Source organism: Bradyrhizobium sp. (assembly GCF_019242285.1).
Classification (GTDB): domain Bacteria; phylum Pseudomonadota; class Alphaproteobacteria; order Rhizobiales; family Xanthobacteraceae; genus Bradyrhizobium.
On record NZ_JAFAVV010000020.1, the window covers coordinates 24,199 to 39,215 of the forward strand.

Annotated in this window: 11 protein-coding genes; 4 read left to right on the forward strand and 7 right to left on the reverse strand. The window is 59.8% G+C overall.

Features of this window, described 5'->3' with window-relative positions; all coding sequences use genetic code 11:
• Positions 1–18 precede the first annotated feature (18 nt).
• Complete coding sequence (locus tag JOY90_RS01120; protein ID WP_291689333.1) at positions 19–2,100, forward strand: right-handed parallel beta-helix repeat-containing protein; 2,082 nt, start codon at positions 19–21, stop codon at positions 2,098–2,100.
• A gap of 100 nt (positions 2,101–2,200) precedes the next feature.
• Here the strand turns inward: JOY90_RS01120 and JOY90_RS01125 are convergent, their stop codons facing one another.
• The 6 genes from JOY90_RS01125 to JOY90_RS01150 all read right to left on the reverse strand — a co-directional run bounded on the left by JOY90_RS01125 (position 2,201) and on the right by JOY90_RS01150 (position 7,842).
• Complete coding sequence (locus JOY90_RS01125; protein WP_291689345.1) at positions 2,201–2,605, reverse strand: VOC family protein; 405 nt, start codon at positions 2,603–2,605, stop codon at positions 2,201–2,203.
• A gap of 5 nt (positions 2,606–2,610) precedes the next feature.
• Positions 2,611–4,296, reverse strand: coding sequence for an HAD family hydrolase (locus tag JOY90_RS01130; RefSeq protein ID WP_291689334.1), 1,686 nt, complete (start codon positions 4,294–4,296; stop codon positions 2,611–2,613).
• Positions 4,293–4,517 carry an acyl carrier protein gene (locus tag JOY90_RS01135; protein ID WP_291689335.1) on the reverse strand — a complete coding sequence of 75 codons (225 nt, stop codon included), beginning with the start codon at positions 4,515–4,517 and terminating at the stop codon, positions 4,293–4,295. Before JOY90_RS01135 ends, JOY90_RS01130 begins: the two co-directional genes overlap by 4 nt.
• 24 nt (positions 4,518–4,541) lie before the next feature.
• The gene (locus JOY90_RS01140; protein WP_291689336.1) at positions 4,542–5,414 is read right to left on the reverse strand and encodes a GNAT family N-acetyltransferase; all 873 of its coding nucleotides are present in this window, start codon (positions 5,412–5,414) and stop codon (positions 4,542–4,544) included.
• A 13-nt stretch (positions 5,415–5,427) separates the two neighbouring features.
• On the reverse strand, positions 5,428–6,156 hold the full coding sequence (locus tag JOY90_RS01145) for a PIG-L deacetylase family protein (RefSeq protein ID WP_291689337.1): 729 nt from the start codon (positions 6,154–6,156) through the stop codon (positions 5,428–5,430).
• A gap of 255 nt (positions 6,157–6,411) precedes the next feature.
• Positions 6,412–7,842, reverse strand: coding sequence for an O-antigen ligase (locus JOY90_RS01150; protein ID WP_291689338.1), 1,431 nt, complete (start codon positions 7,840–7,842; stop codon positions 6,412–6,414).
• A gap of 528 nt (positions 7,843–8,370) precedes the next feature.
• On the opposite strand from JOY90_RS01150, the gene JOY90_RS01155 reads away from it, so the two are divergent.
• Both JOY90_RS01155 and JOY90_RS01160 read left to right on the forward strand, forming a co-directional pair.
• A complete protein-coding gene (locus tag JOY90_RS01155; RefSeq protein ID WP_291689339.1) occupies positions 8,371–9,531 on the forward strand; it encodes a WecB/TagA/CpsF family glycosyltransferase in 1,161 nt (386 codons plus the stop codon).
• A 61-nt stretch (positions 9,532–9,592) separates the two neighbouring features.
• Positions 9,593–10,807, forward strand: a complete 1,215-nt coding sequence (locus tag JOY90_RS01160; protein WP_291689340.1) for an acyltransferase — start codon at positions 9,593–9,595, stop codon at positions 10,805–10,807.
• A gap of 131 nt (positions 10,808–10,938) precedes the next feature.
• Here the strand turns inward: JOY90_RS01160 and JOY90_RS01165 are convergent, their stop codons facing one another.
• Positions 10,939–13,233: a polysaccharide biosynthesis tyrosine autokinase gene (locus JOY90_RS01165; protein ID WP_291689341.1), complete on the reverse strand. Its 2,295-nt coding sequence runs from the start codon at positions 13,231–13,233 to the stop codon at positions 10,939–10,941.
• 1,002 nt (positions 13,234–14,235) lie between these two features.
• Between JOY90_RS01165 and JOY90_RS01170 the strand changes: the two genes are divergently transcribed.
• A complete protein-coding gene (locus tag JOY90_RS01170; protein ID WP_291689342.1) occupies positions 14,236–14,898 on the forward strand; it encodes a transglutaminase-like cysteine peptidase in 663 nt (220 codons plus the stop codon).
• The last annotated feature ends 119 nt before the right edge of the window (positions 14,899–15,017 follow it).

The following is a 15,017-nucleotide window of genomic DNA, read 5'->3' on the forward strand; positions in this document are numbered from 1 at the left end:
TGAGCCGGGGGGTTATTGGTGTTCATGCCGTTGGGCCGCCGGGAACTCGGTGGGAACCAGCTGCTTGCGCGCCGTGCCGTCGCCGGCGCCATAAAACACTTTAAATTTGACGGTATGATAAATATTGTCGGGCGATACGTTTTTTGCTTTCCAGAAGAAGCGCGCCTGCGCACCCCGACAGCAGGAGAATGCACGATGCAACTGATGGATGGTATGCGTCGTTGGTCGTGCGTGTTGCCCGTATTGTTCATCTTCTCGCTCTTGACGGAAAGCTCGGCCGGGGATGAGACGGAGCGCGGCCGCCTTCTCGCTCAGGACGCCGCGCGCGGAGCGACGGCAGAGCAGAGAGCGACCCTGGCCGGCGTCATTCCGGCAGATCGGATCACCACATGGAACCCGGGACTCAACGCCGTCGGCGGCATCCCTGATCGTACCACAATTTTCCAGACGCTCTCTCCGCGTGGCGAGACGCTCGACGATACGGCGGCGATCCAGAGGGCCCTGGACACGTGTCCACACGATCAGGTCATCAAGCTCGCCCCGGGAACGTTCAACATCAACGGTGAGGGTCTGCACTTCAGGAAATCCGATTGCACATTGCGTGGTTCGGGTACGGGCGAACTCGGGTCGGGCAAAGGAGGCACACGGCTGATCAAAGCCGATCGAGACACCAACAGAAGCTTCGCCGTCATCTATGTGGGACATAATCCATCCCAATTTTCATCCTCGGTCGATCTGGCCGCGGACGCCATCAAGGGGTCATACTCGCTGACCCTGCGGAGCAACCCCGGGATTGCGGTCGGGGAAATCGTACTGCTCGACCAAGTAACGGATAATGACCCCCGAGTCTGGTGGGGCCCGCAGCACGAGCCCCCGGGCGGCGGTTCGCGGAGATGGTTCTCACGCCAGGACCGTTCACTTGCACAGATGCTGGAAGTAACCGCAGTGAATGGTAACACCGTGACGTTTTCGACACCGTTCCACATCACGTTCAAGGCCGAATACGGGGCCCAACTGTCGCGATATGCAAACCCTATCCTGCGCCGGTTGGGCATCGAGGATCTGTATGTCTATGGCGGGATGGGAGGCGATGGTCATGGCAACGTCTCGGTGAACCTCTGCGCCTATTGCTGGGTCAGGAATATCGAGGCGCACTGGTCGGGCGGCACATCGGTCGGCTTCTATGGGACGTTCCGAAGCGTTTTGCGGGATTCCTACATCCACGAGACTCCGGACCCGAATCCGGGCGGTGCGGGATACCTGGTCGGGCTCAATTGGGGCGCGTCGGACAATCTTGTCGAGAACAACGCGATATGGGGTGGCAACAAGGATATCGTCGTGCGAGCCAGCGGAGGCGGAAATGTCATCGCCTACAACTATATGGACGATGCCTATGGGGCGACCTATCCGAGCATGCCTGAGGCCGGACTGAACGCGGGGCACTACACGACGCCGCACATGGAGTTGCTGGAAGGAAACTACAGCCACAACTACAAGGGCGACAGCTTCTGGGGCAACTCGATCTACATCACCGTCTTCCGCAATCATCTGTCCGGACTTCGCGCCGCTCACCCGCCGCTGGACACGTACAAATTCAATGTCTATCCCTACATGGACTTGCAGGGGCGCACCGCCGTTGATGTGCAAGCGCATAGCGACTACACGAACTTTGTCGGCAACGTGCTCGGATTCGAAGGGCAGTCGCTCCTGAGCTACAAGAAGAACGGCTATTCCTATGCGCAGAACACCTGGACATACGAACGGCTGGATGGATTTCCCAGGAATGGCGAAGTGACGATGTGGTCGATCGGCTCACTGCAGGCCGGCGGTTGGACATGGGTACCCACGACATATCAAACGCAGCTCCGCGACGGCAACTGGGATTGGGTGACGCGCTCGCAAAAATGGTACGGCGTCGGCGGGGAGGACGGATCCGCCGCGCCGGAAGCAATTCCGGACTCCCTTTATCTCGCGACCAAGCCACCCTTTTTCGGTGCCAACCCCTGGCCCTGGGTCAATCCCTCGAATGGCAGCACCAGCATCCTGCCGGCGATGGCCTGCCTGCAACGGGGGAAAATGCCGACTTGCATGATGCAGTGAGTCGGGCGCGCTGGGCCCGGATGCCGGCCCGACGGAAGCTTGCCGTCGACCCAGGCCTATCAATCGTCCGTTCCAAAAAGTCCTGGCAAGCGAAGCGACACTATCGAGGAAGTTCGATCAATTCCGTGATCTGACCTCCGAGGAAAACGAAGGCGATCCTCCGCTCACCGAAGGCGACGTCCGGAACAGGGGCGACGACCAGGCGCCCGCCCGCCGCCGTTACCCGGGCAATGGCGGCGTCGAGGTCGGCAACTTCGAGCGCGAGATGGATGAGACCGCCCGTCGGATTTCTGTTGAGAAATGACTGAAGCGGCGAGCCGGCTCCAAGCGGCTCGAGCAATTCGATGGTTGTTGCGCCATCCGTCACGAACAGTTCGCGCACCTTCTGCCGTTCATTCACAATCATCGGGCCGCGCCCGAATTGTTCGTACAGGGGAGCGGACTTGCGGAGGAACGCTTCAATGTCCGGAACGGCAAGGCCCACGTGGTTGATTTTTGTCGGCATGCCCGTCACGAAACGACCTCGTCAAGCAGAAGTTGCTTCGCCACCAGTTCGGCATACGCGGGCTTCGTGACCGGCGATGCCTTCGCTATGTCGAATTCCCAGATCAGCTCTCCGCTCTCCGCGTCCGATGGCAGCAATCGGCCTCCATGCAGGCGCTCGACGAAGGCACGGGCCGGCGCGTTCTTTCGCGTGGGCGTGAACCGGACCTGGAGCCTGGAAAAGCCGTCGCGCCGCAGTTCCCCTACGAAATGATCCAGAACCTGGTCCTCGACGAAGCGGCCCAGCACGCGACAGCTCATCAGGAAGGTGTCCAGTTCGGCGGTGTCGGGCGTTGCTCTGCGCAATATGCCGACGATCACCTTGCCGTTGTCCCCATATTTGTCCGCTACCGACGCGATGTATACCGATCCGCCACGCGTCGATTCCAACGTGCGCAGATCCTGCTCGGAATAGCGGCGCGTCGTCAGATTGAACTGGTTCGTCTTCTGAGTAAGTTGAGCGGCGCGGCCGAAATCCTCCTCACCGGCCCGCGTCAAGAATATCTTCGTTCGCAACCCTTCGAGGAACTCGTCGATCGAGGAAGCCATTGTGCGTTCGGCGGCGCGCTTTGCGTTGGCCAGGTAGGTCTTGGTACGCTTGCGATCCTCTTCTGTGGATTCGATCGTGAAAAAGCACTCCTTGTAAACCCTTTCGAGAAAGGAGGGGAGCTCGCTTGTGTCGCTCGGAAAGTCGGGAACGGTGATCTCCGGCAGAGCACTCTTGACGGCCTCGCGCTCCAGCGGATTGTCATCGATGAAGACGATGCTGTCGATGCCAATGTCGAGATCTTCCGCGAGTGCGGCGATATTCTCGGCCTTCGGCGACCAGTTGATCTTGATCGCTGCGAAGTCATCTTTCTTCAGCACCATGTGCTCGTGCGCCTCAAAGACCTCGAGGGCATCAGCTTCGTTGTTCTTCGAAACCAGTCCGAGAATGATCCCCATCTTGCCAAGCTCCCGGACGCGGAGCTGAAAATCCCTGTATCGCGCGCCCGGACCGGTCTCCGACAACTGCAGTCCATTGATCCCATCCTCGCCGACGACGCCGCCCCACAATGTATTGTCGAGGTCGAGCAGGAGGCACTTCTTCCGCGCGACCATCTGGGCGTCGAGGATGCGCTCCATCTCTCCGGCAATGAGCCTCTCGCCGGTCGTCGAGAAGCGGAGTCCGCCAAGATACCAGCGCTTGTTCGAATAGAAGTGAAAGCGACCCGACTCCTCGATCAATTGCTTGAGGTCGAAGATGTAGACGTTGGCAGAGGCGGCGCTGGCGCGGCGGATACCCTCGTGCCAGTGTTCCTCGATGAGCCGCTCGATCCGCTCGTCCTTGACGGGACGTAGCGTTCGTGTCGGCACGTCGATCGTCGAGACGAAAAACTTGATGCCCGGGAAATGTGCGGCAGCACGGTCGATCCAGGCCAGGTGTTCGTCGAGCTCGGCCAGCAGCGGCTGCAGTCCACGCTGGCCACGCAGCAGCTCGGCACCATCCAGGATGAGAAAGATGCTTGCTGGTTGAAAGCTGAATGTGGCCGAGGCCGGGTCGGCCAGTTCCTGCGTCCACACCCCGAAGCCCTGCGCGATATGGACCTCGTGGCGCCCGATCTGGCGAGCGATGGACTCGACGTTGACATTGGAGAGGAGGGCGCTTTTCATGATGTCTTCCCGAGATAAGGAAGAAAATCGCGAACGTGTTGGATTTCAGCGACTTGCTCGAATGGAATCGACACGCCGAACTCAGCCTCGATCTCCGAGACGACGTTGATCTGTGCGAGCGAGTCCCATACCTGCAGGTCGCCCGGTCCGGTCTCGGGCGTGAGTGTCGATGGCGGCACCCGCAACGCCCTGGCGATTGTCTCGATCAATTTCTCAACCATTTTTCTTTCCAGTCTTGCTGCAAATCAGTAGTTCAGAAGTACGGCTTCGGTATAAAGACCATCGATGTCGTTCGCGGCCAGCGTCTTCGAGCGAAAGGCTGCACTTCGTCTGCCGCCCGGTCTCATGAACGAATGCCAGGGCGCCACTCCTTGCAGCATCCGATCATCAACGATCAGCGCCGCGACCTTGAGGGATGTGGCGACCCGCACCGCGAGCTTCTCCAGGTGCTTCGCGAAGATATCAGGCGCGCCAATGTGATGTACGCGGGCGAACGGAATACGCAGGTTTCCCCGGACCGCCTTCAGGTTCCGGTTCATCATGATGTAGCAGTCACCGTCGGGCGTACGAAGCAGCGCATGACGATTGAACGGCAGCTGATGATCGTGGAAAAAGCGCAAGTTCTCGCCCTCGAGCGCCGCCTCGAGAGAGGCTGCGCTCGTCAGGATCTCGCTGCGGTCGAAGAAGGTCCGGGCAGTCAGCACGGGCAGAATAATCCGCTCCGTCTTGTCCATCAGCGTATAGCCTAGCTTGTCGAGCAGCGCGAGGACTTGAGCGGTAGGACTCAGATTCGTCACCGTCACGTTCTTGTCGGCGACGATCTTGGCGTGCAGCGCCAGGCTGTGCTTGCGATACTCGGGTCTGACGATCCAGCTGGAGGTGTTACAGAGCTGCGTCGTCTCTCCGCGGATCGTGCGCTCGCTCATGATGGTGCTGACGAAACCCACGACTTCATCGCCGTCGAGCAGCACCCAACCGAAGCGACCGTTCTGCTGTCCAAAATGATCGATGAAAAGCTGTCGCCAGTGTTCCGCCGTCAGGTTGGGATTCTCGAACTCGAGCAGGAGCGGATAGACTCGCTCGAAATCGTCGCTCCGTGCCTCTCGGATTATCGGCATCGCGCTCCTCCGATCACACGACCGAAAGCGTTCGGCAAACGGCGGTGAACGTCCGCGGGTCGCAAGCGAAGAGGGCTTCCGCATATCCGACGCCGAGCTTGAGGCCGCGATAACGATTGAGGCCAAGCGCTCCCTCGACGTAATCGACATAGGCGACCTGGGAGGCGTAGCAATTGATGGCCTCGCGCTTGGTGTCGGCAACCGAGGAGATGTCTATGCCGACGTTCGGCCACAAGCACGACCACAACTCGTAGCACCACACCTCGCCCAGGTAGCCGCTCGCCTCGACCGCCGCTCCGGCGCATGCCGCCGTCGACTGATGGTCCCGATGATGATCTCCCGGGAAAGGGCAATAGATCACGTCAGGACGGAACGACAGGATCGCGTCGGTAAAAGCGCGCGCGACCCCCTTTTCGTGCAGGGAGACCGATCCATCGGGAAAGCCCAGGAACCGGTGATCAAACCCCAGGAGACGCGCGACTCCTTCCGCCTCGGCGCGTCGGCCGACATCGTTGGCCGGAGCGTCCAGCGTGACGAACAGTGTAAGCACCTCGCTGCCAAGGCGCTGGTGCAAAGCAAGGTTGCCGCCAACGGCGATCACCTCATCGTCCGGATGGGCAGCCAGGACCAGCACCCGCCGCTTCTCCAGCGTACGGAGCCTGACGGGCATTCGGTGCGTTACGCGGTGAATATTTTGCAGAAAGCGGGTCGCCGTGTGCTCAAGGATGTTGTCGAGAAACACTGGTCGCTGCATGTCAGAATCGTCCTGAAATTCGTGCGATCGTACCGGTGGCGCCGCTGGCCCGAGGCTTCCGCCAAGTCGTTCTTCGTCTTCTGGACACCGGGGGTTGACGATCGCAGCAGATGGGGCGTTCGGTCTTCAGCCGAACGACGACTTCAAGTTTCCACAATTGCTGGTGTGGCCTGAACGGACACTTCGCGGTCGCCGAGGTGACGGCGTCCGCCATTGCAACTGTGACCGTGTCCGACAGAGTGGTCACGGCTGGCCGTCCTCCAGGCGAGCAAAGGGCTCAGGAGCAGACCACGCCTGCGGAGAGGCCCTGCGGCGGTCCGCGACGACACGGCCCTGAACCCGACTTCGAAAGGCCGGCTGGGGGACAAGACGACGGACAGGTTGCCGTTCCCGACCGGCCTCAGCAACGACGACCAGAAAAATCAGCCACAGCATATCCATGCCGTGCATCCAGGAAGTTTCGAGAAAATTCTGCAGAATGACGTAGAGAGCGAGTGAAAGCAGGAACCACGCCCGAGCAGGCTCCTGTTTGGCCGAGCGCCCGATGACGTGAAGCGTCGTGAAAATGAACATCAGGAAGATCGCAAGGCCGAAATATCCCGTGTCCACCATGATGTCCAAATAACCGTTGTGGGAGGATGGCATCGTTTTGACCCAGCCTGGCGCGTCAGTAACGCTGGGCGCGTCCATTCCTACGAGCCAGAAGGACTGGTATCCCCATCCTAGGAACGGACGGCGCGCGATCTCAATGTCGATGAAATCCCATATGACCGTGCGTCCCGACAGCGTGTAGTTGCCATAGACGTAATATGAGAATCGATTGATCACGTCTCCTATCACGGTCGAGACGACCCAATAGGCCAGCACCAGGGGGAGCAGTACGAACTCGGGGAAAGTGCGCGTCCGCCGCGTGATCGCCAGTACGATTCCCGCGAGCATGGGGGACAGAAGCGACAGGCCGAGCGATCCCTTCGATTGGCTGAGGATCATCATGTAGACGGAGAGGCCGGCGACCAGGATTGCCAATGTGCGTCGCCAGCCCTTGTAGGTCATCTGGTAGAGGCACAGCAAAAGGGCGATCGCTGAACATTCACCCAGTATTCCCTTGAATGAGAAGTACCCCGGATATCCTATGCTCTCGTTCTCAACCATGTTCGGAGTCTGATTGAACACGAACGGAACATTGAGGATGACCGCGACCGTAAAGCACAGAAAAAGGCCGAGGATCATGTCCGCCTTTTGAGACGCAAGCAGGGCCGGAAGGGTAATCGATGTCACGATCGCCGCCTGCAGAACAAATCTCGTGAGCGACATCTCCGGCTTGAATGCCCACAAGACGCTTACCGCGGCCAAGGCCAGATATGCGAACAGCCATTTGATATGAAGCGGGATGCTGATCTTGGACCAATTTCGTGCCACCATGATCAATGCGATGGCTGCCAGCGCCGGCCAGAAGATCTTGTTCTCCGGGCGAGGCGCCGTAATGGCCTCCAACCTCTGCGCGATGGACATGCCGGTGCCGGTGAGGGGCGTGCTCGACATGTACGCAAGCAACGGCTGAATGATTTCGGCGTAAACGCACGCCAGCACCGGAATGATCGTGTACTTGTCGATGACCGCCGCGGAGGATTGCACCAGTCCCGATTTGGAAGAGCGCGTCAATACTTTGGGCATTATGACACTTTGGCGGAAATTGGCCCGTGGCCAACAAGCCGGAGCAAATAAATATTATCACCCATCCGCCGCGAAGCAAAGCGTCGGAGAGTATTTTAGCGCGCCGCGAAGGCGATCGGCGAGAATAATATTAATGAGGGCGAGTCGAGCGTCCTTCCGTCGACCGGACGGCTTCCAGCAGCATTGGAACAGGCTGGAACTCCCGCCGGGTCCGAGGGGCTGCCTGTTTCGGTGTTATTTGCCCTGCTCATTTGTCAATTAATCACATGACAAAATTAAACAATTAATTCATTGCCAAATTAAATTGGAAAATATATTTAAATGCGGTCTTGGTCGGCTGGCCGGCGATTGCGGTTGAGCAGCGACAGCTTTTTCGCACGCGGCTGACGAGCGACGAAAAGCCCGGGAGCGCACGACAGACTCTCATTCCATCGGGCGCGTTCAATTGAAGTGGGGGTGTAAGTGGGGCAGCCGTTATTGACCACGCCTGAACGGTCCAGCTCCGCTCGAGCGCCCCAAGCGGGACGCGTGCGGCCTGCCAGCTACGCTGAATCGTCCGAGCGGGGCGAAGCCGCCAGCGTCGGAGACCGGATCGTGCCAGACGATCTGTCCCGCGAGGTTTATTGCATCCTTGGAGTTCCCCTGGATGCCGTCGGATTGCAGGCAACTCTCCGGCGGATCGAAGCGGCCGCACACCGCAAGCTCTGCTTCATGATTTCGACTCCGAACCTCAATCATTTCGTGTTGAGCCGGTCCGACCGGGAGTTTCGGGAATCGCTCATTCTGAGCGATCTCTGCACCACGGATGGAATGCCGATCGTCTGGATCGCTCGCCTTGCCGGAATATCGATCAGGAGCCGGACTGCCGGATCGGACATCTTCGACGCGCTCAAGACCGAGGTCAGCCCGGCGCAGTCGTTGAAGATATTTCTGTTTGGAGGTCCGCAGGGCGTCGCCGAACTCGCGGCGCGGACGCTGAACAGCCAGCGAAGCGGTGTGAAGGTCGTCGGGTGGTACTATCCCGGATTCTGCTCGGTGGACGAGATGAGCAGCGATGAAATCATCGGCCAGATCAATGCGAGCGGAGCGGATTTCCTCGTCGTGGCCCTGGGAAGTCAGAAGGGAAACCTTTGGCTGCAGCGCAACCATCACCGCTTGCGCATTCCCGTCCGGGCTCATTTCGGCGCCACCCTCAATTTTCAGGCCGGCACGGTGCGGCGGGCTCCTCCATTGATGCGAAAACTCGGACTGGAGTGGCTGTGGCGGATCAAGGAGGAGCCATACCTCTGGAAGCGCTACTGGAATGATGGGAGGGCGATGATCGCCCTGCTTTTCACCCACGTGCTGCCCTTTGTATTTTGGACGTGGTGGATGCGGCTCAGATACGAGCGAAGGCAGGAGCTGATCGTTACTCAGGTCCACGCCTCCGAAAGCGTCACTTTGAGCCTTTCGGGCTCTGCCAACGCCAGGCACGTGGACCGGGCGATACCTGCATTTCGCGAGGCGGCCGCGACCATGAAGCAGGTCACGCTGGATTTCTCGAACATACAGGCCATCGATGCCCGCTTTCTCGGATTGCTGCTGATGCTGAAGAAGAAATTGAAGGCTCACGGAGCGGCGCCGAAATTCATCGGCGTCTCTCCACTTCTGCGAAAAGTCTTTCATCTTGGCGGTCTGGAGTTTCAGTGACCTCGACTGTTAGCAACATGCGTCGGCGCAATGATCCGATGCGATCTCGGGACGACCGCCCGTGAATGCGCCGACGAAACCCGTTGCGGCCGAGGTCGCGGGCGCCGTGCCGGTGAAGAGTCAGGGCCTGGTCGCTGACCTGGGCGGACACTTGCCGGCCCTCGACGGCGTACGCGGCCTGGCCGTCACGATGGTCCTGGTCTTCCACTTCGTCGGACAGATGCTGCCGACCAACTGGATCGAGCGCGCCATCGTCGGCGTGACCAAATACGGATTGCTCGGCGTCGATCTGTTCTTCGTGCTCTCCGGCTTCCTCATCACTGGCCTTCTCTACGAAGCCCGCGACAAGCCGCACTATCTCCGCAATTTCTACGTGCGGCGGGTCTTGCGTATTTTTCCCCTCTACTATGGCGTGCTGATGCTGGTCTTCTTCGTGGCCCCGCTGATCCCGCCACTGCAGGGGCCGACGCTGGATAGCCTTCTGGACCGTCAGGCCTGGGCATGGCTCTACGGCGTCAACGTCTACCTGGCCGGGCACGAGGAATGGTCCTTCTCCTATCTCAACCATTTCTGGTCGCTCTCGGTCGAGGAGCACTTTTATCTGGTCTGGCCGTTCGTGGTGTTGCTGCTGGCGCGCCGGCCGCGAGCACTCATTGCGGTGTGTGTGGCGATCTCGTTGGGAGCCATGCTGGCCCGCGTGATCGGAATTGCCATGGGGGTGAGCTGGTGGACGACCGTCGTTCTCACGCCTTTCAAGCTGGACGGATTGGCGCTCGGGGCCTTCCTGGCCGTATTGGTGCGCCGGCCGGGAGGACTGGGTTGGCTCGTGCGGGCGCTGCCGCGCGTGGCGATCGTGGCCGCTGGGGGCGTCGTGGCCACCTTCGTTTGGACCGTTCTGGTTTCCCGCCACGGGCTGGAGCTCGTCGCATCAATCCGCGCCGCGCTGTTCCAGATCCTGCTGGCTTGCCTGCTGGCATGGGTCCTGATCGCCCCGCAGTCGGCGGTGACCTGGCGCTTCTTCCGCAACCGCACCCTGGTCTTCCTCGGGACCTATAGCTACGGCCTCTATGTTTACCACCACTTCATCTCCTATTACTTCGCCGCCAACCGCACCGAGCAGGAATTGGCGAACTGGCTCGGCTCTCACGGGCTGGCGGTGGCACTGCAGGCGACGGTGGGCATCTCGATCTCGGTGGCGGTGGCTTACCTGAGTTATGAGCTGTTCGAGAGGCGATTTCTCGACCTGAAGCGGCGCTTCCAAGCCGGCAGCAACTAGGTGGTTGCGAGCCGATCCCGCGGCAGATCGCCTCCATGAACGCCAGCGCACCACAGGTGAAGACCGACCGGAGCCGTGAACGGACCTGCTGACGGCTTGCCGGTGACGGCCGCCGGCGGGAGAGGGGGATCCTATTCCGCCGTCAGCTGGCCGTAGCGGGCGTAATGCTCCTGGTTGTAGTAATCGCCAAAATGGTTGGCGTAGGCTTTCATTGCCTTCATGTCGGTCTTGTTGAGTACGACGCCCAGAAGGGTGTCGTAGACGTTCGGCGCAGCACTGAGGGCATGCTCGATGACGTCGGCCGTGGTGCGCCCCCATTCCACGACGAGAACAACGCTGTCGAGCAGAGCCGAGATGACGCGCGTATCGACGACGGGCGCAAGCGGAGGGAGATCGACGATGACATAGTCGTAGGTCTTGCGCAGTTGATCGAACAACTTCTTGGTCTGTTCGCTGGAGAAAGTGTCGAGGTTGGCGCGGGGAACTCCCTTACCCGGCAGGAAGTCCAATCCCGTCACCGAGTCCGTCCAAACCGCGTCTTCCAGTGTCCGCTCACCCGAAATGACATCGGCAATGCCGACCGCGGCATATGGCGCAAGATTGGCGGAGAGCGACGGGTTCCTCAGGTCGCAGTCGACGACGATGACCCGTTTTCCCGCCCCTGCGACGAGTTGCGCGAGCGAAGCCGCAATGGTGGACTTGCCCTCATTGGGAAGTGTCGAGGTAAGTCCGACCACCCTGCTCGGCGCCATGTTCGGACTCAGGTCGAGGGCAGTTCGAATCGAACGAATCGATTCTGCGAAACGGGACGACGGCATGGCCGAGGCGGCCCAGCAAGTTCCGGAACCCCTCGCTACCATCCTCTGGTCAGACCTCGTGTCTGCCTGCGCGGCGATGAGGGTGGCTGCGTTCTTGGTGAGCTCGTTCACTTTCCGACGTCTGAGGAGGGGAACGACCGACAGGCAAGGCAAATGCAATCGATCTTCGATCTGAGAGCTCGTTCGGAAGCCGCGGTCTCTCAATTCCCCTAGCAACCCGAGCGCGACACCGAACGCAATTCCGCCCAACAGGCCGATCGGCAGCACCAGCGTCGTTTTTGGCTTGCTCTTCTTTTGCGGAGGCGATGCCGGCGAGATGACGCGGGCCTCCGTTATCGGAAATGAACCCTGCTGAACGGTGCCCATGTAGCGTTGCAGGAAGCTCTCATAGAGGGCGCGGTATCCTTTGGCGCTGGTCTCGAGCTCCCGTATGCTGAGCTCGGCGGAGCTGGTATTTCGTGAACGCGATACGGCCTGCGCCAGCTGTTGCTCGACTTCCCGTTGCTGTTGCTTTGACTCCTCGAAATCTCCCTTGGCGATCTCGGCAAGGCGATGCACCTCGTCCAATATCGTCTGACGGATGCTTTTCATGGTGGCGTGGAGATTGACGACCACCATGTGGTCAGGGCCGAGCTTGGCGGAGAATTCGTACTCTCGTCTCGCGTATTCGAGATATTGCTGGCGCAGGCTGTTGAGGATTTGAGTGTTGTTGGGAGATGCCAGCGTCGCGCCCTCAGGCGCGTTGAGGCCTGCGTTGAGACCGCTGCCGAGCGCGTTCGTGGCGCGATCCGGAACCGCGTCGAGGCCGGTGAGAGGAACTGATTGAATATCGTTCGAAGCGAGTATGGTGTCGAACCGGTTCACTCGAGCCATCGCTTCGGCGGTGTGGGCGCGGGCCGCGACGAGCCGGTTGTTGAGCGCACTCACCTGCTCTTCGTCCTGGAACTTGCCACCGGCCGAAACGATATTGCTCTTGGCCTTGAGCTCGTTCACCGCACGCTCGGCGTTCAGGGCGTCGTTGCCCAGCTCCTGCAGGCGATCGTGCAGCCAGGCCGTTACGGTATGGTGCTCGTCCGTCTTCGCCTTGAGCTGGTCATCGAAGTAGTTCTTGACGATCGCATTCGCGATCACCGCGGCCCGCTTCGCGTCACTGGCGCTGAAGTCCACCTCTATGACGGCGTTGGTAACCCGGAAAGCCGATATTCTGAACTGGAAAGCGTCGACGAGCTCGTCCATGGACGGAATCTTCGCCTCCTGCGGCGCCATGCCGGACATGCGGCGGATCATGTCCATCGCGTTATGCAGCGGACTGCCTTTGCCGTTGAACTCGGGATCATTGGCAAGGTTGAGCTGATTGATGACGGCTGTTGCGATCGCCTTGGATTTCAATATCTCAATCTGGGAGTCCAGATCGATGGGCGTATCGTCCAGCGTCGATTGCGGCTGAACGCTCGGCGCCTTCGAGCTTCCCAGCAGGATCTTCACTTGCGCCGTATAGGTCGGCGGCACGATCTTCAGGAAGACGATGCTGACCGAGACCGAGAGCGCGGCCGCAACAGCGATCACCAAATAGTGTCTTCGCAGGAACCCCACCGCCAAATTGAGCATTCCGGGGCCGCTTCTCTCCAAACCCTGCTCGTATTGAGGGGGATCCAGAAGCGGGCTCGGTTTTTGGTTGCGTAGCATGTTTCTTGAAGCTTCCTGAGTTGCGCTTCGATCGTCCGAGGTGTTCCGGGTGACCTGCCGGAACGGGCAATTGATCTTATAAGCTGGAAAATATTCTGGATTTTAGCTGTATAAGAACTTCTATTCAATTTTATTTAATGCGGCAAGTGGCCATCTCGCGTTGGACTGATTGTTTATATCGGCGTTAAAATGATCCGGCTTTCCCGGTCCGCGATGGTTGACGAGGGACGATACCGGAGTGGCAAAGGAAGCTGCGTCTGCCTTCCCATCGGGAAATCCGCCGCAGGTATTTGACCAGGAGGCGAAAACCGGGCTTGCCCAGGGTTCCATTGACGCCAGCTGGCCGCCCGGATCGGAATCGGGTCATCCGGCCCCCCGCCCCGGCGATGGCTCGCGATGGCCTCGAAATAGGCCATTGCCGCCGACATCAGGTTGGTCTTATAGTTAATAATTAACATTTTTAATGCATCGATCCACCGGCGAGTGTCGCTCAAATTAAATGCTTCGATTTAAATTGCGTCGCTCGTGAAAAGCATGTTGAGCCGGTTGCGGCATAATGTCCGAGGGAGGCAGGAGGCGGCGTTTTACTCGTTCTGGAAGCTGATTTCGCCGCGATCGTCATGAAGTTCGCTAAGGCACGGCCGTCCGTTGGGACGAAACTGGCGCGCGCTCGGGTGAACGCGGTCGTCGGGGATTCTTGCGCGGGGCGGCGGGTCGAAACCGTGAGCTCCGGCGATGGTATTCGCTATTCCTCTCCCTGGCCCTGGATCGTGGCGATCGTGCTGAGCGTCGCGCTATGGTCGATGTTTGGATGTCTTGTCTGGTTCTGGTTCTTTCATTGAGGAAAGCGAGTACGAGCCGTCCTGCGCCGGGAGAAATGCGTTCGTTCTCGGCACTTGTGTTGTCCTCGATCGGATGGGAGCCATGTCGCGTTCGACGTCAATGACGCTGCTATTCCTGGTCGTCGCCGGCGGCCGTCTTGCGGACGGCGCCGGCGCGGGCGAGCTTCCGCCCCAGGCCGCCGTGGTTCCGTCGTCGCTCGTTGAAACTGCGCCGAGCCTGGCACCCTTCCAGCACGTTCGCTTCTGTCTTCGCTATCCCGCCGACTGTCGACCGGATTTGACCGGACAGGGCCGGATCGACCTGACGGATGAAAGATCGGACCTGCTGGACCGCGTCAATCATCGCGTCAACGCCGCCATAGGCCCCGTGGAAAAGAGCTACACCGACAGCGTGCATGAAGGCTGGAGGATTGCGCCGCTCATGGGAGACTGCAACGATTATGCGGTCACCAAGCGGCACGAACTGCTCCAGCGTGGGCTGTCCGCGAAGGCTCTGCGGCTGGCCGTCGTCAAGACGAAGTCCGAAGGTGGCCACCTTGTTCTTCTCGTTGCGACCACGAAAGGGGATCTGGTGCTGGACAATCTCAGCGACACGATCGTTCCCTGGCAGAACACCGATTATCATTGGCTGAAGCTACAATCCGCTACGGATCCCAGAATCTGGCATGAGGTCAAAGTACCGAGAGCATCTCCGGAATCCGACGGAAAGCTGCGAGTGGTTGAGCGGCCCGCCTCGAAGCGGTGAATTCTTTCCCCCGAACCGAGACATGAGAAGATGTTCTCGCGGCATGATGTGCCCGAGTTGTTCGAGATGGCCGCCCTCGAAGAGGCAGAGGGCGCAGGGAATGCCGGGTGAAGGCCTCA